Here is an 18,728-nt window from a genome sequence, read left to right as displayed (position 1 = left end):
CGTAGTAAAACGTCGTGCACAGCCTGCCACGCCCCGGGCTTCAATGCATCAATTCCCGCAAGCGATGCCACGCCATTCCCAACGCCAGCAGCGGCGAGCGCAAGGCCTTGCCACCCGGAAAGGTCATGTGCGGCACCCGGCTGAAAATATCCAGGCCCTGGCTGTGGCCCGCGTGTATGCCTTCGGCCAGCAGCCGCGCGCACCAGTGGGTCACGTTGAGCCCATGCCCGGAATAGCCCTGGGCGTAGAACACATTCGGGTATTGCTTGAGCCGCCCGACCTGGGGGAAGCGATTGGCGGTGATGCCGATCCTGCCGCCCCACTGGAACGCGATGGCGGTGTCGGCCAATTGCGGGAACACCTTGAGCATCTTGGGCTGCATATAGGCCGCGATGTCTTTGGGATCGCGCCCCGAGTAATGGCAGGCACCGCCGAACAACAGGCGACGGTCGGCGGATAACCGGTAGTAATCCAGGCCGACTTTCTGGTCGCACAGCGCCAGGTTCTGCGGGATCAACTGATTGGCCTGTGCAACCGACAGCGGCTCGGTGGCGATGATGTAGCTGCCCGCCGGCAGCACCTTGCCGCTCAGGCGCGGTTCCAGTTCCTCCAGGTGCGCATTGCAGGCCAGTACCAGGCTGGCGGCGCGTACCGTGCCGCCAGCGCAACGCACCTGCACCGTGTCGCCGTGGATCAGTTCCAGCACTTCGGTGTGCTCAAAGATCCGCACCCCAAGGGACTCGGCCACCTGCGCCTCGCCGAGCACCAGGTTCAGCGGGTGCAGGTGCCCGGAGCCCATGTCCACCAAGGCGCCGGCATACTGCGTCGAATCCACCACGTCGCGGATGTCCTGCGGGCCCACCAGGCGGGTTTCATGCACATAACCCAGGCGCGCCAGGCTGTCCTGCTCGCCCTTGAACGCAGCGAACTGCGCCGGGGTGTTGGCCAGCTCGGCAAACCCCCAGCGCAAGTCGCAGTCGATCCCATGCTCGCGAATGCGCTCGCCCACCAGGGCCACCGACTCGATCCCGGCCCGTTCCAGGTAACGCACGCCCTCCTCGCCCACGTACCTGGCGAACCCCGACACATCGTGGCCGATCCCGCGAATCAACTGCCCGCCATTGCGCCCGCTGGCGCCCCAGCCGATACGCCGGGCCTCCAGCAGGATCACCGAGAGCCCGCGTTGGGCCAGTTCGATAGCGGTGTTGACCCCGGTAAAACCAGCGCCGATCACACACACATCGGCGCTCAGGTCGGCGCCCAGTGCCGGGCGCTCCGGCATGGCATTCGCCGACGCAAGGTAGTAGGAGCGGGCGTGGTCGCTGGATAGGGTCATTTGTTGGTCTTCACTTTGCTCCAGGCGCGCGTCATCAGGCGCATGGTCGCCGGGGTCGGCGTGGTGGAAATATAGAGTTTGTCGAGCACGGCCTGGGACGGGTACACCTCGGGGTTGTTCACCAGTTCCGGGGCCATGAACGCCTTCGCCGCCGGGTTGGCATTGGCGTAACCGACCGAGGCGCTGACCTTGGCGATCACTTCAGGGTCGAGCAGGTAGTTAATGAAGGCATGGGCTTCTTTTGGGTGACTCGCATCGGCCGGAATCGCCAGCAGGTCGAACCACAGGTTGGAGCCTTCCTTGGGAATCGAGTAGGCGATATTCACGCCGTTCTTGGCTTCCTTGGCGCGGTTGGCCGCCTGGAATACATCGCCGGAATAGCCGAACGCCACGCAGATATCGCCGTTGGCCAGGTCCGAAATGTACTTGGAGGAATGGAAGTAGGTGATGTACGGCCGCAGCGTCAACAGCTTGGCCTCGGCCTGCTGGTAGTCCTCGGGGTTCTCACTGCGCGGGTCCTTGCCCATGTAGTTGAGGATCGCCGGGAACAGCTCATCCGCCGAGTCGAGGAAGGCCACGCCGCACTGGTTGAGCTTCTTGATGTTCTCCGGCTCGAACAGCACCGCCCATGAATCGATATGGTCGATACCCAACACCTGCTTGACCTTGTCGACGTTGTAACCGATGCCGTTGGTACCCCACAGGTACGGCACCGAGTGCGCATTGCCCGGGTCGTTTTTCTCCAGCAGCTTGAGCAGCTTGGGGTCGAGGTTCTTGAAGTTGGGCAACTGCGAACGGTCAAGCTTGAGGAATGCGCCGGCCTTTACCTGCCGCGCCAGGAAGTGGTTGGACGGCACCACCACGTCATAGCCGGTGCGACCGGCGAGCAACTTGCCCTCCAGGGTTTCGTTGGAGTCGAACACGTCGTAGATCACCTTGATCCCCGTCTTGGCCTGGAAATCGGCCAAGGTGGTCTCGCCGATATAGTCGGTCCAGTTGTAGACGCTCACCGTCGGCGCAGCTTGCCCGGCACCGCTGAACGCGGCCACCAGGGCCAGCGGGAGAAGCTTGTTCACAAGACGCATATCGACACCTCTTTTGTGTTTTTTAGACGCTCAACAGCAGGAACTCACGCTCCCAGGAACTGATCACCCGCTTGAAATTCTCGTGCTCGGCGCGCTTGACCGCGACGTAGCCGCGCACGAACTTGTCGCCCAGGTACTGCTTGACCGTGTCGCAGTCCTCCATCCGCGCCAGGGCGTCTTCGAGGGTGAACGGCAGGCGCAGGTTACGGCGCTCATAGGCGCGGCCTTCTACCGGGGCGCTGGGTTCGATCTGTTCGATCATCCCCAGGTAGCCACACAGCAGGCTGGCGGCAATGGCCAGGTAGGGATTGGCATCGGCGCCCGGCAGGCGGTTTTCCACGCGCATCGCATCCGGGCTCGAGGTGGGCACGCGCAGGCCGACGGTACGGTTTTCTTCGCCCCACTCCACATTGACCGGCGCCGAGGTGTCCGGCAGGAAGCGGCGGAACGAATTCACGTTGGGCGCGAACATCGGCAACAGCTTGGGAATGTACTTCTGCAATCCGCCGATATGGTGCAGGAACAGCGGGCTCATGTTGCCGTCGGCGTCGACGAACACCGGTTTGCCCGTGGCGATCTCCACCACGCTCTGGTGCAGGTGCATGGCGCTGCCCGGCTCGTCGGCCACCGGCTTGGCCATGAAGGTGGCGGCCACATTGTGCTTGAGCGCGGCTTCGCGCAGGGTGCGCTTGAACACGGTGATCTGGTCGGCCAGGTCGAGGGCATCGCCGTGGCGGAAGTTGATTTCCATCTGCGCCGGGCCGTCTTCATGGATCAGCGTATCGAGGTCCAGGCCCTGGGCTTCGCACCAGTCGTAGACGTCTTCGAACAGCGGGTCGAACTCGTTGGCCGCATCGATGGAGAACGACTGGCGCCCGGTTTCCGCACGGCCGGAACGGCCGATAGGGGTTTTCAGCGGCAGGTCCGGGTCTTCGCAGCGTTGGGTCAGGTAGAACTCCATTTCCGGCGCGACAATCGGCTGCCAGCCCCGGTCGGTGTAGAGCTGCAGGACTTTCTTCAGCACATTGCGCGGCGACAGTTCGATGGGGTTGCCGTGCTTGTCGAAGGTGTCGTGGATCACTATGGCGGTGGGCTCGATGGCCCACGGCACCACGTAGGTCGCGTTGGCCACCGGGCGGCAGACCATATCGATATCGGCCGGATCCAGCAGGTCGTAGTAGATCTCGTCGTCGACAAAGTCCCCGGTTACCGTTTGCAGCAACACACTCTCCGGCAGGCGCATGCCTCGCTCATGCAGGAACTTGTTGGTGGGCGCAATCTTGCCGCGTGCGATGCCAGTCAAATCACTGATCACGCATTCGACTTCGGTAATCTTGTGTTCTTTCAGCCAGGTGTACAGCTGATCGAAGGGGGCGTTCATAAGGACCTCGTCATGGGGTGGGTGCTGCGCCGCCTTGTACTCGCGGCGCATTGAGGTCTATCTTGGGCCAGCCTTCACAGGCCATCTATCCACTTTGCACGCAGCACAACGCACCAATAGAGTGCGCACGGATCACCCATGACCCAGGCAACCGCTTTACGCGTACAGGCCTTCACCACTGCTGATGTGGCCACCCAATGCCGTGCGACACCCGGCTGGGTGCAGCAGTACCAGCAGATGTCCCCGGGGCATTTTGCCGGGCGCGTCCGCTACCTCGACCTGCACGGTGTGCAGGTCTACGAAGAGAGCATGAACACCCGTGTGGAGCAGCACTTCAACGCACCGCCGGGCGCGCTGGCGTTCTGTTTCGATGGCAGCGACAACGCGCTGTATCTGCTCAATGGCGAAAGCCGCAACACCTGGATCACCCCAGAGAACTACCGCGAAGTGGCGGTGGTGTTCGGCCCGCAGTTCGTGCAGCACCATGGCCTGGACGTGGCCACACTGGAAGGCCTGTTCATGGCGCCGCTGGCCTGCCAGCAGAACGCGCTGTTCAGCCGTTGGCTCAGTGGCACCCTGACGCGCTTGTCCACGGACATCGACCCGGTGTCCCTCACCCGGCAGTTGCTCGACGACTGCCTGTTCATCCTCGACAACGCTTGCGTGTGCCTGGATCGCAGCTCATTGCAAAAGCGCAGTGAAGAACGCCGGTTGATGGCGCGCATAGGCGAGTGGGCGGCGGATACACCGGACGAAACCGTCAACCTGTTGGAACTGGCGCGGATTGCCGGCGTACCGCTGCGCCAGTTGCAGCAAGGGTTCAAGACCTACACCGGGATGAGCCCGGCGCAGTGGTTGCGCCTGCGCCGGTTGAACGGGGCACGGCGGGAATTGTTGAGCGGTGCCGGAACGACCGTGGCCGAGGTGGCGATGAATTGGTCGTTCTGGCATTTGGGGCGGTTCTCCAACAGCTACCGCGCGTTGTTCAAAGAGCTGCCGAGCGAAACCCTCAAGCACTCACTTTGAATGCATCTGAAAATGTGGGAGGGGCTTGCCTCCTCCCACATTGAATTGCATTTCAAGGTTGGGATTTTAGGAAGGTTGAGATTAGTTGGTTAACCCGCTCCGCCGCTTCCAACTGCACCATATGCCCCTGCCCCGGCAGAATCTCCACCTGGGCCTCCAGCCCCTGGGCATGGTCGACCGGGATGATTGCATCGTCACTGCCCCAGATCACCAGGCTCGGTTGCCGCCCCACCACGTTGCGCAAATCCAGGCGCTGGCGCCCACCCTCAAACAACTGGGCATTGAGCTGACGAAGCGCCTGATCCACCCCTTCCAACCGCTTGAACTTGAGCATGTCCTCCAGCATCTGCCGCGTCACCAGCGCCGGGTCGCTGAACAGTTGCACCAGTTGCGGCTTGAGCGCGTTGCGGTTATTGGCTTCGGTGAAACCTTGCAAGTAATCGCCGTTGATGTCCGCCCCCAGCCCGGCGCTGGCGATCAGGGTCAGTGAGGCAACGCGCGCCGGAGCCTGACGGGCGACCGTCAGGCTGACCAAGCCGCCCATGGAGTGCCCGGCCAGGTGCACGCGGTCGAGCTTGAGGTGATCGAGCAAGGCCAGCACCGCCTGGCTCAGCTCTTCGGCGTCACCGGTTTGCAGAGGCTTGCCCGACTCGCCATGCCCCGGCAAATCCACGGCGATCACCCGGCGCTCGGCGGCCAGGGCCGGTTGGTTGAACAGCCAGTTGTTCAAGTCGCCGCCAAAGCCATGCACCAGCACCAGCGGCGTACCGCCCTCGCCCAGGTCGAGATAACGCAGCAAACGCCCGCCCACCTCGACCTTCTGCGCACTCGGCCCGGTGGATTGGGCTTCGGCGCTGCTTGAGACGAACCCGGCGTTGAAGCTTTCGATCACCGCATCGATCTCCGCCTCGCTGGCCTCACCTTCCACCACGACCCCCAGCAGCGCGCCCACCGGCAAGGTCTCGTCGCTCAGCGCCAGTACGCGGCGCAACACACCGCTGAACGGCGCCTCGACGCTGCTGGAGATCTTGTCGGTCTCGACGTCCAGCACTTCTTCGCCCTTCTCCACCCGGTCGCCGGGCTGCTTGAGCCAGACGTCGATGCGGCCTTCGGTCATCGACAGCCCCCACTTGGGCATGGTCAAGGTATGGATCATGCGGCGTTCCTCTTGTCGGCGATCTTCAGCACCGCGGCCTCGATCTTCACGGCGTTGGGGATGTACAGGTCTTCCAGCGCATCGGAAAACGGCACCGGCGTGTGCGGCGCGGTGACCATCTCGATCGGCGCGCGCAGGAACGAGAAGCCCTGCTGGGCCACCAACGCACTGATGTCGGTGGCGATGGAACAGCGCGGGTTGGACTCGTCGATCACCACCAGGCGCCCGGTTTTCTCCACGCTCTCGAGGATGCTGTCGTCGTCCAGCGGGCTGGTGGTGCGCAGGTCCAGCACTTCGCAGTCGATGCCCTGGCGTGCCAGGTTGGCCGCGGCTTCCAGGGCGATATGCACCATGCGCCCGTAGGTCACCAGGGTCACGTCGCGGCCTTCGCGCACAAAGTTGGCTTCGCCGAACGGCACGGTGTACAGCTCTTCCGGCACTTCGCCCTGCAGGCTGTAGAGCATCTTGTGTTCGAGGAAGATCACCGGGTCGTTGTCGCGGATCGCCTGGATCAGCATGCCCTTGGCGTCATAGGGCGTGGCCGGGCACACCACCTTGAGCCCGGGAATGTGCGTCCACATCGAGGTGAGCATCTGCGAATGCTGGGCGGCGGCACGCAGGCCGGCACCGTACATGGCGCGCACCACCAGCGGCGTGGTGGTCTTGCCGCCGAACATGTAGCGAAACTTGGCGGCCTGGTTGAGCAACTGGTCGAGGCAGCAGCCGATAAAGTCGACGAACATCAACTCGCACACCGGGCGCATGCCACGGGTGGCGGCGCCGACGGCCATGCCGACGTAGCCGACTTCGGACAACGGCGCATCGAGTACCCGATCCGGAAACTCCGGGTACAGGCCCTTGGTCACGCCCAGCACACCGCCCCAGGCGTCCTGCTCGCCGGGGGAACCGGTGCCGCCGGAGACGTCCTGGCCGATAATGAACACGCTCTGGTCCCGGCGCATTTCCTGGGCCAGGGCTTCGTTGATTGCCTGCTGATAGCTGATTTTGCGAGCCATGAAATTCTCTCCGAGTCTTGTAGTTATTAGCGGTAGGCGACGTAGACATCGCTGAGCAGGTCGGCGGCCTGGGGCTTGGGATCGGACTTGGCCAGGCGCACGGCGTCGTCGATCAACTGCGCGACCTCACCGTCGATACGTTCGAACTGGGCCGCGTCAAGCCAGCCTTCGGCATTGCAGCGCTGGCGGAACAGTGCGAGGCAGTCGTGGGATTCGCGCAGGTTCTTCACCTCGTCCGGGCCACGATAGGTTTGTGCATCGCCTTCGAAGTGGCCGTAGAAGCGACTCAGCTTGACTTCCACCAAGGTCGGCCCGTCGCCTTTGCGTGCACGCTCCACCGCCACGCCCAGCGCCGCGTGTACGGCAAAGAAATCATTGCCATCGACAATCACCCCCGGCATGCCGAAACCCACCGCCCGCTCGGCAATGTCCTTGCACGCCACGGACCAGCCGGAACCGGTGGCCTCGGCATAGCCGTTGTTCTCGGCGACGAACAGGCACGGCAGTTTCATGATCGACGCCAGGTTCATCGCCTCGAACACCGCGCCCTCGTTGGAGCCGCCGTCGCCGAAAAATGCGACCGCCACGCCCTGGCTGCCCTTGAGCTTGGAGGCCAGCGCAGCGCCCGCCGCCAACGGCGCACCGGCCCCGACAATGCCGTTGGCGCCGAGCATGCCCTTCTCCTGGTCGGCGATGTGCATGGAGCCGCCCTTGCCGCCGCACACGCCGGTTTTCTTGCCGTAGATCTCGGCCATCATGCCGAACACATCCACGCCCTTGGCGATGCAATGGCCATGGCCACGGTGGTTGGAGGCGATGCAATCTTCATCGTTGAGGTGGGCCATGACCCCCGCTGCGCTGGCTTCCTGGCCGGCATACAGGTGCACGAAACCGGGGATCTCGCCGGTGGCGAATTCCACATGCAGGCGTTCTTCGAAATCACGGATGGTGCGCATCACGGTGTAGGCATGCAGCAATTGATCGGTGGACAGGTGGGTGGACATCTTGTTGTTCTCCAGGTTGTCTCGACACACAAAAGGCTGGCTGCGGCCAGCTGTAAGCGGTTCAGCACAGCCTGTGCCAAGGTGCGATGAAACCTGGCAAAGCCTTGATCCAGAGCAGTGCCGTGCGGTTGTGCCGGGACGGTATGCCTGTGCAGAATGAGACGGTGCATTGCACTGTGCAGGCGGCGTCTCGGCCGAAATGAGACGCCGCGTCTCACGCGGGGCTGTTGGTCAGGTCGCCCTTGTCCCCTCGCGCCCACGGGCGCTTAATGGCGGGCATAACAACAAAGATCGAGAACCGGAGGCCTTATGCTCGCCGCGAACTCCAGGGAACACGTCGACTGCGTCAGTCGCGTGGTCCGCAATGCCGATCGCCTGCCCCAGGCGCCGGTGCCGTCGCTGATTTTCGATTCATGGCGGCGCTCCATGGAACAACACCACCTCGACCCCGGCTCGCTGCAGGGGCCCCGCATCCTTACCGAACCCTTGCTCAAGGAATGCCGCGAACGCGCCGAGCTGTTCATGCGCATCGCCGGCGAGGAAGTCGGGCAACTGCACCACCGGGTGCGCCACGCCGACTACTGCGTGATGCTCACCGACGCCCAGGGCCAGACCATCGACCACCGCGTCGACACCACCATTCGCAGCGACTGCCGCAAAGCCGGCCTGTACCTCGGCACCTGCTGGTCGGAAGCCGAGGAAGGCACCTGCGGCGTGGCCACGGTGCTGACCAGCAAGGCCGCAGTGACCGTGCACAAGCGCGACCACTTCCGCGCCGCCTTCATCAGTTTGACCTGCTCCGCCGCGCCGATCTTCGACCCCCAGGGCAACCTGCTGGGGGTGATGGATGCCTCAGCGCTCAAATCCCCGGATGACCGGCGCAGCCAGCACCTGGTGCGGCAGATGGTGGCCCAGAGTGCCCAGGCCATCGAAAACGCCTTCTTCATGCACAGCGCCCGCGAGCACTGGGTGCTCCAGGCCCACAGCACACCAGGCTACGTGGACAGCCAGCCCGACCTGCTGCTGGCCTGGGACCAGGACGGGCGCCTGCACGCCCTGAACAGCAAGGCGCGCCAGGCACTGCGCCGGCGTTTCGGCCAGGTGCCGGCGCATATCGGCGAGGTGTTCGACCTGGATGCATTGCGCTCGGCCACCGATCAATCGACCCAACACCTGCAATGGCTGGGCGAGCCTGGCGTACTGCACGTGCGGGTCAACGCCCCGCGCCGCAGACCGGCACGGCCCGTTGCGCACACCCAGGTCGACCCACGGGTGGAAGAACACCTGCGCCTGGCCGTGCGCGTCAAGGACCGCAACCTGCCGGTGCTGGTGCAGGGGGAAACCGGCGCCGGCAAGGAGGTTTTCGCCCGCCAGCTGCACGAACGCAGCGCCCGGCGAACAGGCCCCTTTGTCGCGGTGAACTGCGCGGCGATCCCCGAAAACCTGATTGAAAGCGAGCTGTTCGGCTACGTGGCCGGCGCCTTTACCGGGGCCTCCAGCAAAGGCATGCCGGGGCTGTTGGTGCAGGCCGATGGCGGCACCCTGTTCCTCGATGAAATCGGCGATATGCCGCTGGCGTTGCAGACGCGCCTGCTGCGGGTGATGGCCGAGGGTGAAGTGGCGCCCCTGGGCGGGGCCAAGACCCGCACGGTAGACATCCAGGTGATCTGCGCCAGCCACCGCGACCTGGCCGTGCTGGTCAGCGACGGGCGCTTTCGCGAAGACCTGTACTTCCGCCTCGGCTGCGCACGCTTCTGCCTGCCGCCGCTGCGCGAGCGCAGTGACAAGCTGGCATTGATCAACCGACTGGTGGAGCAGCAAGCGCGCGGCAGCGGCGTCGCGGTGGGCATCGGCCAGGCCGCGCTGGAACGCCTGCTGGGCTATGCCTGGCCGGGCAATGTGCGCCAACTGCACCATGTGCTGGCGTATGCCTGTGCAGTGTGTGAAGGCGGCACGATTCAGCTGGCGGACTTGCCGGTGGAAGTGCGTGGGGAGCAGGTCGAGACGCTGGCCGAGCACAGCGTCAGCCCGGAACGCCAAGTGGTACTGGATGCCTTGATCCGGCATCGCTGGAAGCCGTTGCCGACGGCGCAGGCGCTGGGGATTTCCCGGGCCACCCTGTACCGCCGAGTCAACCAGTTGGGCATCGACATGCCCGGCAAGCACTGACACAACGGGGGCAACCATGTGGGAGGGGCTTGCCCCCTCCCACATTTAACACCCTAGGCCTTGGGAGATCAGCGATAAACCAGCCCACCGTCGATCAACGGCGCCTGTCCGGTCATGTAATCCGCGTCCGGCCCGGCCAGGTAGGCCACCAACCCCGCCACATCCTCCGGCGTTTCCGCACGGCCCAGGGCAATCCCATCCACATACTGCTTGTAGGTCGCCCCCACTTCGGCACCGGTAATCTCGGCCATGCGCTTGTCGATCTCCACCCACATGTCGGTGCCGACCACGCCCGGGCAATAGGCGTTGACCGTGATCCCGGCGCTCGCCAGTTCCTTGGCCGCCGCCTGGGTCAAGGCGCGCACGGCGAACTTGGTGGCCGAGTACACGCCCAGCAGCGCAAAGCCTTCGTGGCCGGCGATGGAACAGGCATTGATGATCTTGCCCTTTTGCTTGAGCGCCTTGAATTTCCTGCCGGCCGCCTGGATGCCCCACAACACGCCCTGCACGTTGATGCCCAGGGTGCGCTCGACCTGTTCCGGGCTGACGTCCAGCAGCGCGTCGATCTGCGCGACCCCGGCGTTGTTGACGATAATGTCGAAGCCGCCGAGGGTCTGGTGTGCGTGTTCGACCGCCGCCACCACCTGGTCGCGCTTGGACACGTCGGCGATAAACACCGAGGCCTTGCGCCCCAGGGCCACGACTTCGGCGGCCACGGCCTCGAGCTTGGCGCCATTGATGTCGACCAGGGCGATGTCGGCACCGTCCTGTGCCAGGCGCAGGGCGATGGCCCGGCCAATGCCCTGCCCGGCGCCGGTCACCAGTGCAACTTTTCCAGCGATACCCATGATGATCTCCTGCAAGGGTTAGAGAAGTCCTGTCTATCGCAGGTGGGCACTCAGGCTGTCGAGAGGCACGTCATTCAGCGGGAGGGCTGAGACGGGACGTCTCACTTGTAAAACCGAGCGGTTATGCCTAGCTTATGCGCCCCCCGCCCTGCGCTTTAAGGCCCTCCCCCATGGTTTTGCGTTTTCGTCCTGTCGTCAGTACACGTTTCGCCCTCGGCCTGCTGCTCAGCGGCGGGATCGGCAACAGTTGGGCGGCACAACTCGAGCTGCCGGCAGTGCAGGTCCAGGGCCAGGACGCGTCCGGCTATCGCGCAGACACCGCCTCGGTCGGTGGCTTCAACGAGGCGCCGCTGCTGGACACTCCGGCCTCGATCACGGTGATCAATGCGGCGCTGATCAAGGACCAGCAAGCGCGCCTGCTCAGTGAAGTGCTGCGCAACGACGCTTCGGTGGGCGATAGCTACGCCCCCATCGGCTACTACGAAAATTTCGTGGTGCGTGGCTTCTCGCTGAATGCGGCGAGCAGCTACAAGATCAACGGGCGCACCATCACCGGCGAGCAGAACGTCGCCCTGGAAAACAAACAGCAGGTGGAAGTGCTCAAGGGCCTGGCCGGTTTGCAGAGCGGGATTTCCGAGCCCAGCGGCGTGATCAACTACGTGACCAAGCGCCCGGAGGATGTGCGCTCGGTGACGGTGTCCACCGATGACCGCGGCAGTGGCTATATCGCCACCGACGTGGGTGGCTGGTTTGGCAGCGAGCAGCAATTCGGCCTGCGCGCCAACGTCGCCCATGAAGACCTCAATTCCTATGTGGAGCACGCCAACGGCCAGCGCGACTTTGTCTCCCTGGCCTTCGACTGGAACATCAGCCCCGACGCGGTGCTGCAACTGGACGCGGAATACCAGAACAAGCAACAGCGCTCGGTACCGGGCTACCAGTTGCTGGGCGGCACCGAGGTGCCCCACGACGCCTCGCCGAAAAAACTGCTGGGCCACCAGAGCGGTTCCAGGCAGGTCGGCATCGATTCGCTGAACCTCAACGGCACGTTCGAATACCGCTTCAGCAACCAGTGGAAAGGCAGCGTCAGCGCCGCGCGCAGCAAGGTGGTGATCGATGACTACAGTTCGTTTGCCTGGGGCGGCGACACCAACGGTGTCGGCAACCACTTCACGCCCGAAGGCAACTACGACGTCTACGACTACCGCAGCCCCGACGATACCCGCCGTGACGATGAAGTCCAGGCGGCGATGACCGGCCTGTTCGACACCGCAGGCATCGGCCATGAACTGACCTTCGGCACCAGCGCGTTTCGCCGGGTGATCGACAAGCGCAAGTCCGTCAACGAGTACATCGGCACGGCCAATATCGACGCTGACGCGCCGACGTTCACGCCCACCGACAAGCCGTTGAACGACAGCCATCGCACCCTCGACAGCCGCCAGTATGGCCTGTTCGTCACCGACCGCATCCGCCTCAACGAGCAATGGCAAACCCTCCTCGGTGGCCGCGAAGTGCGCCTGGATGAAAAAGCCTTCGACGGTGTCACTGGCAACCAGGCCCGCCATACCCAGCAATACGTGTTTCTGCCCCAGGCATCGTTGATCTACAAACCGGTGGAAAACATCTCGCTGTACACCAGCTACAGCAAAGGCCTGTCCCTGGGCGGCACCGCGCCGTGGTTTGCCAGCAACGCCGATGAAACCCTGGCCCCGACCACCTCGCGGCAAATCGAGGCCGGGGTGAAATACGACTGGCGCCGCATCAGCTTCGCCGCCGCCGTGTTCCAGACACGCCAGGCCTATCAGTACGCCAAGCCGGATGGCGCCGCTACCTTTACCTATGTGCAACAGGGCGAGCAGAAGAACACCGGCGTGGAACTGTCGGCCAACGGCTGGGCCACCGACCGTCTGCAGATTTCCACCAGCGTGGCGGCGATTCGTGCACGGGTCAGCGGCAGCGGCACACCGGCATACGAAGACCACCAGGCGATCAACGTGCCCAAGCTGCGCGCCAGTGTGTATGCCGATTATGCGTTGCCGTGGGTCAATGGCCTGGCGGTGCTCGGCGGCGTGCAATACAGCGCCAAGAAGTACGCCAATCGCAGCGGCAATGTGGAGGTGGGGGATTACGCAGTGGTCAACGTCGGCAGCCGCTACACCACCCGGGTCGACGGCTACGAGACGGTGCTGCGCCTGAGCGTCGACAACCTGTTCGACAAGCGCTACTGGCGCGACGCGGGCGAGTACATGGGCGATGACTATCTGTTCCAGGGCGCGCCGCTGACGGCGCGCCTGAGTGCTTCGGTGAACTTCTGACACTTACTGCTGTGGCGAGCGGGCTTGGCGAATCGTCGCACCGCCCGCGTTGGGGTGCGAAGCGCCCCTGATGAAGACGAATGGGGTATATCAGGCACTCCTCTGCGCCTGGTTTTGGGGCTGCTGCGCAGCCCAGCGCGGGACAAGCCCGCTCACCACAAAAGAGCCGTCTTCAACCGCCTATTCAGGCATCTTGCGGAAACCTACCGCGAGGCGGTTCCAGCTGTTGATCGTGGCGATGGCCACGCTCAGGTCGACTTGCTCCCGGGGGCTGAACTCGGCGGCGAGCGCGGTGAAGTCTGCGTCCGGGGCGTGGGTCTGGCTCAGCAGCGTCAGGCTCTCGGCCCAGGCCAATGCCGCGCGTTCACGCGGGGTGAAGAACGGCGTTTCGCGCCAGGCCGACAAGGTGTACAGGCGACGCTCGGTCTCGCCACCCTTGCGGGCATCGGCGGTGTGCATGTCCAGGCAGAAGGCACAGCCGTTGATCTGTGAGACCCGCAGGCGGATCAGCTCCAGCAATGGCAGTTCGATGGAGAGTTTGCCGACGGCGGCTTCCAGGGCGAGCATGGCTTTCATGGCGTCTGGGGAAGCGGTGTAGAAATCGGTACGGGCTTGCATGCGGAACTCCGGAACGGTGGGAAGTGGTGGCTAGGTTAGCCACCGGGCCGTAGGGGAGAAATAGCCAATTGCGGGGAAGAACAGGTGACCAATGGTGCGATCAACCTGGTAATGGAATCACCCGCAACGGGCGCACCGATTTATAGGAAAAACTCGAATAGATCTCCTTGACGCACGGCAGCGTCTGCAACACCTCCCGCGCAAACTCGCCGAACGACTCCAGATCCCTGGCCACCACCTCGAGCAAGAAGTCATAGCGCCCCGACACGTTATGACAGGCCACGATTTCCGGAATATCCAACAGGCGTTGCTCGAACGCCCGAGCGATTTCCTGGGTGTGGCTCTCCATCATGATGCTGACAAACGCCGTCACCCCATACCCCAACGCCTTGGGCGAGAGGATCGCCTGGTAGCCGCTGATCACTCCGCTCTCCTCCAGGTTCCTGACCCGCCGCCAGCACGGTGACGTGGTCAGGGACACGCGGTCGGCCAGCTCGGCCACGGTTAAACGGGCATTGCCTTGCAGGGCGTTTAATAACGCTTTGTCGGTGCGATCCAGCGTGATGGGCATGATGTGCCTCTGTTTATTGTTTTTAGCGAGTTTTCATCCCAGGACACGGGATTTGTCGGCAAAGTTTGCAAAATACAGCCGTGGTTATAAGCATAGCATTGTAGGAAATAAGGAGCGCCCGACATGAACACTAAACACAATGCATTCGGCTTTTCCACCCGTGCCATCCACCACGGCTACGACCCCAAGGACCACCACGGCGCACTCGTGCCGCCGATCTACCTGTCGGCCACGTTTGCCTTCCCCACCGCCGAATACGGCGCCGCCTGTTTCGCCGGCGAGGCCGGTGGCCATTTCTACACGCGCATTTCCAACCCGACCCTGGCACTGCTGGAGTCCCGCATGGCCAGCCTGGAAAACGGCGAGGCGGCGGTGGCGTTCAGTTCCGGCATGGGCGCGATTGCCGCGACGTTCTGGACCCTGCTGCGCCCAGGCGATGAGGTGATCGTCAGCCAGACGCTCTACGGCTGCACCTTCGCCCTGTTGCATCACGGTATCGGCGAATTCGGCATCAAGGTGCGCCACGTGGACCTCACCGACCTGGCGGCCCTGCAAGCGGCGCTGAGCCCCGCCACGCGCATGGTCTACTGCGAAACCCCGGCCAATCCCACCCTGCAACTGGTGGACATCGCCGCCGTGGCCGCCCTCGCCCATCAACAGCCGAACGTGACCGTGGTGGTGGATAACACCTACTGCACGCCGTACCTGCAACGGCCGCTGGAACTGGGCGCCGATGTGGTGGTGCACTCGGCCACCAAGTACCTCAGCGGCCATGGCGACATCACCGCCGGCATCGCCGTGAGCAACCAGGCCCTGGCCCAGCGCATTCGCCTGCAAGGCCTCAAGGACTTGACCGGCGCGGTGATGTCGCCCCAGGACGCCTCCCTGTTGATGCGCGGCCTCAAGACGTTGGCCCTGCGCATGGACCGCCATTGCAGCAACGCCCAGGCCGTGGCCGAAGCCTTGCAGGCGCATCCCGCCGTGGAGTGGGTGACGTATCCGGGGCTGCGCGGCTTCGCGCAACACGCATTGGCGGCGCGGCAGATGAGCCAGGCCGGCGGCATGATCGCCTTCGAACTCAAGGGCGGGATCGACAGCGGACGACGCTTCATGAACGCCCTCACATTGTTCACCCGCGCGGTGAGCCTGGGCGACGCCGAGTCACTGGCCCAGCACCCGGCGAGCATGACCCATAGCACCTACACCCCTGAAGAACGCGCGCATCACGGTATCAGCGAAGGCCTGGTGCGTTTATCAGTGGGGCTTGAGGACGTCGCCGACCTGTTGGCGGACGTGCAGCAGGCGCTGGCCAAGTGCACCCGCGCCGTACCGCGCGAAACGCCGATGGCGGTACAGTCGGCGCGATAAGCCCCAGGCCCTCGGTTGTGCTTTCCCACGACGGTGGCCGGACGGATCCGACCACCGTTGGCCGGGCTTAATGCGGTTTTTTGCCGATTGGATCCCCCTGCCGCCGCCAGGCTGTACTAGCATACGTCCTGCATTCGACACTCATGGACGAACTGATGAATTCACACCTGTTCCCACATATAGGCAAGGTCATCGCCAGCACCGGCAGTCGCGATTTCCCACGCATGCTGCATGACCTGATCCTCACCCAACTGGCAGTGGACGCCACCCATATCACCCAATTGCGCGTGAGCCCCGAAGGTCACACCCGCCGCAAGATCAGCCCGGTCTACACCGATTCGGTGGCGGCCCTGGGCGATGCGCAACCGGCCGCACAATTGCACCTCACACGCCACAAGGATGATGTGCGCTACGTGCTGTCGGTGTACCGCTCCCACCAGTCAGAAAGCTTTTCGCCCCAGGAACGCAGCATGTTGCAGGACTTCTCCACGCTGCTGTTGCCTTTGGTGGAAAAACACATCACCGCGATTCAGCCATGCCGCGGTGACAGCGACCCGCACCTATCGCAGAACCAGGGCATCGACACCCTGCGTCGACGTATTCAGGAACGCCTGGTGCAATCGGGGCTGAGCCTTTCCAACCGCGAGCTGGAGGTGTGCGTGGGCCTGCTGGCCGGGCGCACGGCGCCGGAGTTGGCGGAGCAACTGGCACTGAAGGTCAACACCATTGAAAGCTACCTAAAGCGGGCGGCGATCAAGCTGGGGATCAGCGGACGGCATTCGTTGTTGCGGTGGATGTACTCCACCGACGATACCGCGCTCTAAGCCCTCTCCCCGCAGCTGCCTCGCCGAGGTTCGGCAGCTGCCGGGAGGTCAATCCCGTGCCAACGCTTCAATCGGGTCCAGCCGTGCCGCGTTCCTCGCCGGCACGAAGCCGAACACAATGCCGATCAGTGTCGAGCAGCCAAACGCCATGATGATCGACCCCAGGGAAAACACCATCTCCCACTCTTTCACAAACAGCGAAAACAGATAGCCGATGGCGAAGGACAGCGCGATGCCAATCATCCCGCCGATCAAGCACACCATCACCGCTTCCACCAAAAACTGCTGGCGAATATCCGACTGTCGCGCGCCCACCGCCATGCGAATACCGATCTCGCGGGTGCGCTCAGTGACCGACACCAGCATGATATTCATCACGCCAATGCCCCCCACCAGCAAGGAGATCACCGCGATCAACGACAACAGCAGCGCCAGGGAACGGCTGGTTTTCTGCACCGTCTGCATGATGCTGTCGAGGTTATTGGTGAAGAAATCCTTGGTGCCGTGGCGTTGCAGCATGAGCGCATTGACGTTGTCTTCCACCACCTTGCTCGGCTGGCCGTCCTTGATGCGCACGGTGATGCTGTCCAGATGGCGCTGGCCTAAGAGACGCCCTGCCGCTGTCTCATACGGCACCCACACGTTGAGTGCCTTGCTCGCGGCGAACATGTTCTTATTGTCCGCCGTCACGCCGATCACCGTGCACGGCAGGTTGCCCACCAGGATCACCTGGCCCAGCGGATCCACATTCGGCCCGAACAGGCGTTGCCGGGTATTGTGGTCGATCACCACCACCTGGGCCTGGCGCCGTGCATCGCTTTCGCTGAAGGCGATGCCGGCTTCGAGTTTCAGCCCCTTCACCTTGAAGTAGCGGTCGCTCACGCCATTGACCTGGGCGTCCAGGTCGATATTGCCGAAACGCAGCAAGAGGTTGCGGCCCACCACCGGGGTGGCGCTGTCGACGTAGTAGAGCCGGTTCAGGGCCTCCACATCCGAGGGCATCAGCGTCTCGATGGCCGAGGCGCGGCTGTCGCCGAAACTGGTGCCGGAGAAAATGTCGATGGTGTTACTGCCTATCGCCTGGATGTCCTTGAGCACATAGCGTTTTGCGCCTTCGCCGATGGCCGAGATCGACACCACCGAGGTGATGCCGATGACGATACCCAGCATGGTCAGCAAGGTGCGCATGCGATGGGACACCAGCGCGACCCAGGCCATGTTGAACGCCTCCTTGAACAGCCCCAGGCTCGCCACCAATCGGCGCGCGCCGCTGCGCCTGGCCTCGAGCGGCGCCTCGGCAGGCAGGTCCAGGCCACTGCTGGCATTGGCCTTGTCACTGATGATCTCGCCGTCGCTGACCTCGACGATGCGTTGGGCATTGGCCGCCACTTTCGGGTCATGGGTGACAATAATCACCGTGTGCCCGGCCGCGTGCAGTTCGGCCAGGATGCGCATCACCTCCTTGCCGCTGTGGGTGTCGAGGGCGCCGGTGGGTTCGTCGGCGAGGATCACTTCACCGCCGTTCATCAAGGCCCGGGCAATACTCACCCGTTGCTGCTGGCCGCCCGACAGCTGGCTGGGCCGATGGCTGGTGTGGCTGGCCAGGCCCAGTCGTTCCAGCAGCTCACGTGCGCGGCTGTGGCGCTGGGTCTGCGGGGTGCCCGCGTAGATCGCCGGCATTTCCACGTTGTGCAACGCGCTGAGGTGCGCCAGCAAGTGGTAGCGCTGGAAGATAAACCCGAAGTAATCGCGGCGCAGCTCCGCCAGTTGGTCATTGCCCAGCGAGCGGGTTTCGATGCCGTTGATCCTGTAGCTGCCGGCGGTGGCGTAGTCCAGGCCGCCGAGGATATTCATCAGGGTCGATTTGCCGGAACCCGAGGCGCCAATAATCGCCAGCATTTCCCCGGCATGGATGGTCAGGTCGATGCCCTTGAGCGCAATGAATTCACGCTCGCCGGCCATGAAACTGCGGGTGATGCCCTTGAGTTCCAACAGTGGCTGGGTCATC

General features: G+C 63.7%; 15 protein-coding genes. 5 read left to right on the top strand and 10 right to left on the bottom strand.

Annotated features, from left to right (window positions below; translation table 11 throughout):
* Nucleotides 1-40: 40 nt before the first annotated feature.
* Genes J3D60_RS02665 through J3D60_RS02655 form a run of 3 tightly spaced genes read right to left on the bottom strand, consistent with a single transcriptional unit; the run spans nucleotide 41 to nucleotide 3,802 of the window.
* Nucleotides 41-1,336 carry an FAD-binding oxidoreductase gene (locus J3D60_RS02665; RefSeq protein ID WP_065941166.1) on the bottom strand — a complete coding sequence of 432 codons (1,296 nt, stop codon included), beginning with the start codon at nucleotides 1,334-1,336 and terminating at the stop codon, nucleotides 41-43.
* Complete coding sequence (locus tag J3D60_RS02660) at nucleotides 1,333-2,421, bottom strand: polyamine ABC transporter substrate-binding protein (RefSeq protein ID WP_065941165.1); 1,089 nt, start codon at nucleotides 2,419-2,421, stop codon at nucleotides 1,333-1,335. The genes J3D60_RS02665 and J3D60_RS02660 overlap by 4 nt, the downstream gene beginning before the upstream one ends.
* A gap of 22 nt (nucleotides 2,422-2,443) precedes the next feature.
* Nucleotides 2,444-3,802, bottom strand: coding sequence for a glutamine synthetase family protein (locus J3D60_RS02655; protein WP_098480003.1), 1,359 nt, complete (start codon nucleotides 3,800-3,802; stop codon nucleotides 2,444-2,446).
* Between the two features lie 138 nt (nucleotides 3,803-3,940).
* On the opposite strand from J3D60_RS02655, the gene J3D60_RS02650 reads away from it, so the two are divergent.
* A complete protein-coding gene (locus J3D60_RS02650; protein WP_253489493.1) occupies nucleotides 3,941-4,828 on the top strand; it encodes a helix-turn-helix domain-containing protein in 888 nt (295 codons plus the stop codon).
* Nucleotides 4,829-4,880: 52 nt separating this feature from the next.
* On the opposite strand, the gene J3D60_RS02645 is transcribed toward J3D60_RS02650, so the two are convergent.
* From J3D60_RS02645 to J3D60_RS02635, 3 genes are read right to left on the bottom strand one after another with little or no spacing between them, the layout of a single operon-like run.
* Nucleotides 4,881-5,984: an acetoin dehydrogenase dihydrolipoyllysine-residue acetyltransferase subunit gene (locus J3D60_RS02645; RefSeq protein ID WP_253489490.1), complete on the bottom strand. Its 1,104-nt coding sequence runs from the start codon at nucleotides 5,982-5,984 to the stop codon at nucleotides 4,881-4,883.
* A complete protein-coding gene (locus J3D60_RS02640; protein ID WP_253489486.1) occupies nucleotides 5,981-7,000 on the bottom strand; it encodes an alpha-ketoacid dehydrogenase subunit beta in 1,020 nt (339 codons plus the stop codon). The genes J3D60_RS02645 and J3D60_RS02640 overlap by 4 nt, the downstream gene beginning before the upstream one ends.
* 26 nt (nucleotides 7,001-7,026) lie before the next feature.
* Entirely contained in the window at nucleotides 7,027-8,004 is a 978-nt protein-coding gene (locus J3D60_RS02635; RefSeq protein ID WP_065927960.1) for a thiamine pyrophosphate-dependent dehydrogenase E1 component subunit alpha, read from the bottom strand.
* Between the two features lie 309 nt (nucleotides 8,005-8,313).
* On the opposite strand from J3D60_RS02635, the gene J3D60_RS02630 reads away from it, so the two are divergent.
* The gene (locus tag J3D60_RS02630; RefSeq protein ID WP_253489483.1) at nucleotides 8,314-10,173 is read left to right on the top strand and encodes a sigma-54-dependent Fis family transcriptional regulator; all 1,860 of its coding nucleotides are present in this window, start codon (nucleotides 8,314-8,316) and stop codon (nucleotides 10,171-10,173) included.
* A gap of 68 nt (nucleotides 10,174-10,241) precedes the next feature.
* Here J3D60_RS02630 and J3D60_RS02625 read toward each other — a convergent pair whose 3' ends face one another.
* On the bottom strand, nucleotides 10,242-11,021 hold the full coding sequence (locus J3D60_RS02625; RefSeq protein WP_065941160.1) for an acetoin reductase: 780 nt from the start codon (nucleotides 11,019-11,021) through the stop codon (nucleotides 10,242-10,244).
* A gap of 170 nt (nucleotides 11,022-11,191) precedes the next feature.
* Between J3D60_RS02625 and J3D60_RS02620 the strand changes: the two genes are divergently transcribed.
* Nucleotides 11,192-13,339, top strand: coding sequence for a TonB-dependent siderophore receptor (locus J3D60_RS02620; RefSeq protein ID WP_253489480.1), 2,148 nt, complete (start codon nucleotides 11,192-11,194; stop codon nucleotides 13,337-13,339).
* Nucleotides 13,340-13,519: 180 nt separating this feature from the next.
* On the opposite strand, the gene J3D60_RS02615 is transcribed toward J3D60_RS02620, so the two are convergent.
* Together J3D60_RS02615 and J3D60_RS02610 are read right to left on the bottom strand one after the other, a co-directional pair.
* Nucleotides 13,520-13,957, bottom strand: coding sequence for a carboxymuconolactone decarboxylase family protein (locus tag J3D60_RS02615; RefSeq protein WP_065941158.1), 438 nt, complete (start codon nucleotides 13,955-13,957; stop codon nucleotides 13,520-13,522).
* Nucleotides 13,958-14,057: 100 nt separating this feature from the next.
* Entirely contained in the window at nucleotides 14,058-14,528 is a 471-nt protein-coding gene (locus J3D60_RS02610) for an Lrp/AsnC family transcriptional regulator (RefSeq protein ID WP_027606550.1), read from the bottom strand.
* A 123-nt stretch (nucleotides 14,529-14,651) separates the two neighbouring features.
* Between J3D60_RS02610 and J3D60_RS02605 the strand changes: the two genes are divergently transcribed.
* A complete protein-coding gene (locus J3D60_RS02605) occupies nucleotides 14,652-15,896 on the top strand; it encodes a methionine gamma-lyase (RefSeq protein ID WP_253489477.1) in 1,245 nt (414 codons plus the stop codon).
* Between the two features lie 155 nt (nucleotides 15,897-16,051).
* A complete protein-coding gene (locus J3D60_RS02600) occupies nucleotides 16,052-16,720 on the top strand; it encodes a helix-turn-helix transcriptional regulator (protein ID WP_174557009.1) in 669 nt (222 codons plus the stop codon).
* A 48-nt stretch (nucleotides 16,721-16,768) separates the two neighbouring features.
* Here the strand turns inward: J3D60_RS02600 and J3D60_RS02595 are convergent, their stop codons facing one another.
* The gene (locus J3D60_RS02595) at nucleotides 16,769-18,727 is read right to left on the bottom strand and encodes a MacB family efflux pump subunit (RefSeq protein WP_253489474.1); all 1,959 of its coding nucleotides are present in this window, start codon (nucleotides 18,725-18,727) and stop codon (nucleotides 16,769-16,771) included.
* Between the last annotated feature and the right edge of the window lies 1 nt (nucleotide 18,728).

This window comes from Pseudomonas sp. S3E17, from assembly GCF_024168685.1.
GTDB lineage: Bacteria > Pseudomonadota > Gammaproteobacteria > Pseudomonadales > Pseudomonadaceae > Aquipseudomonas > Aquipseudomonas marginalis.
The sequence above is the reverse complement of the archived record's forward strand: the minus strand, read 5'-3'. Positions and strand labels throughout refer to the sequence as shown.

Excerpts from the sequence above, each read along its gene's own strand:
- J3D60_RS02665 (WP_065941166.1), bottom strand. The coding sequence starts at position 1,336 with ATGACCCTATCCAGCGACCACGCCCGCTCCTACTACCTTGCGTCGGCG.
- J3D60_RS02660 (WP_065941165.1), bottom strand. The coding sequence starts at position 2,421 with ATGCGTCTTGTGAACAAGCTTCTCCCGCTGGCCCTGGTGGCCGCGTTC.
- J3D60_RS02655 (WP_098480003.1), bottom strand. The coding sequence starts at position 3,802 with ATGAACGCCCCCTTCGATCAGCTGTACACCTGGCTGAAAGAACACAAG.
- J3D60_RS02650 (WP_253489493.1), top strand. The coding sequence starts at position 3,941 with ATGACCCAGGCAACCGCTTTACGCGTACAGGCCTTCACCACTGCTGAT.
- J3D60_RS02645 (WP_253489490.1), bottom strand. The coding sequence starts at position 5,984 with ATGATCCATACCTTGACCATGCCCAAGTGGGGGCTGTCGATGACCGAA.
- J3D60_RS02640 (WP_253489486.1), bottom strand. The coding sequence starts at position 7,000 with ATGGCTCGCAAAATCAGCTATCAGCAGGCAATCAACGAAGCCCTGGCC.
- J3D60_RS02635 (WP_065927960.1), bottom strand. The coding sequence starts at position 8,004 with ATGTCCACCCACCTGTCCACCGATCAATTGCTGCATGCCTACACCGTG.
- J3D60_RS02630 (WP_253489483.1), top strand. The coding sequence starts at position 8,314 with ATGCTCGCCGCGAACTCCAGGGAACACGTCGACTGCGTCAGTCGCGTG.
- J3D60_RS02625 (WP_065941160.1), bottom strand. The coding sequence starts at position 11,021 with ATGGGTATCGCTGGAAAAGTTGCACTGGTGACCGGCGCCGGGCAGGGC.
- J3D60_RS02620 (WP_253489480.1), top strand. The coding sequence starts at position 11,192 with ATGGTTTTGCGTTTTCGTCCTGTCGTCAGTACACGTTTCGCCCTCGGC.
- J3D60_RS02615 (WP_065941158.1), bottom strand. The coding sequence starts at position 13,957 with ATGCAAGCCCGTACCGATTTCTACACCGCTTCCCCAGACGCCATGAAA.
- J3D60_RS02610 (WP_027606550.1), bottom strand. The coding sequence starts at position 14,528 with ATGCCCATCACGCTGGATCGCACCGACAAAGCGTTATTAAACGCCCTG.
- J3D60_RS02605 (WP_253489477.1), top strand. The coding sequence starts at position 14,652 with ATGAACACTAAACACAATGCATTCGGCTTTTCCACCCGTGCCATCCAC.
- J3D60_RS02600 (WP_174557009.1), top strand. The coding sequence starts at position 16,052 with ATGAATTCACACCTGTTCCCACATATAGGCAAGGTCATCGCCAGCACC.
- J3D60_RS02595 (WP_253489474.1), bottom strand. The coding sequence starts at position 18,727 with ATGACCCAGCCACTGTTGGAACTCAAGGGCATCACCCGCAGTTTCATG.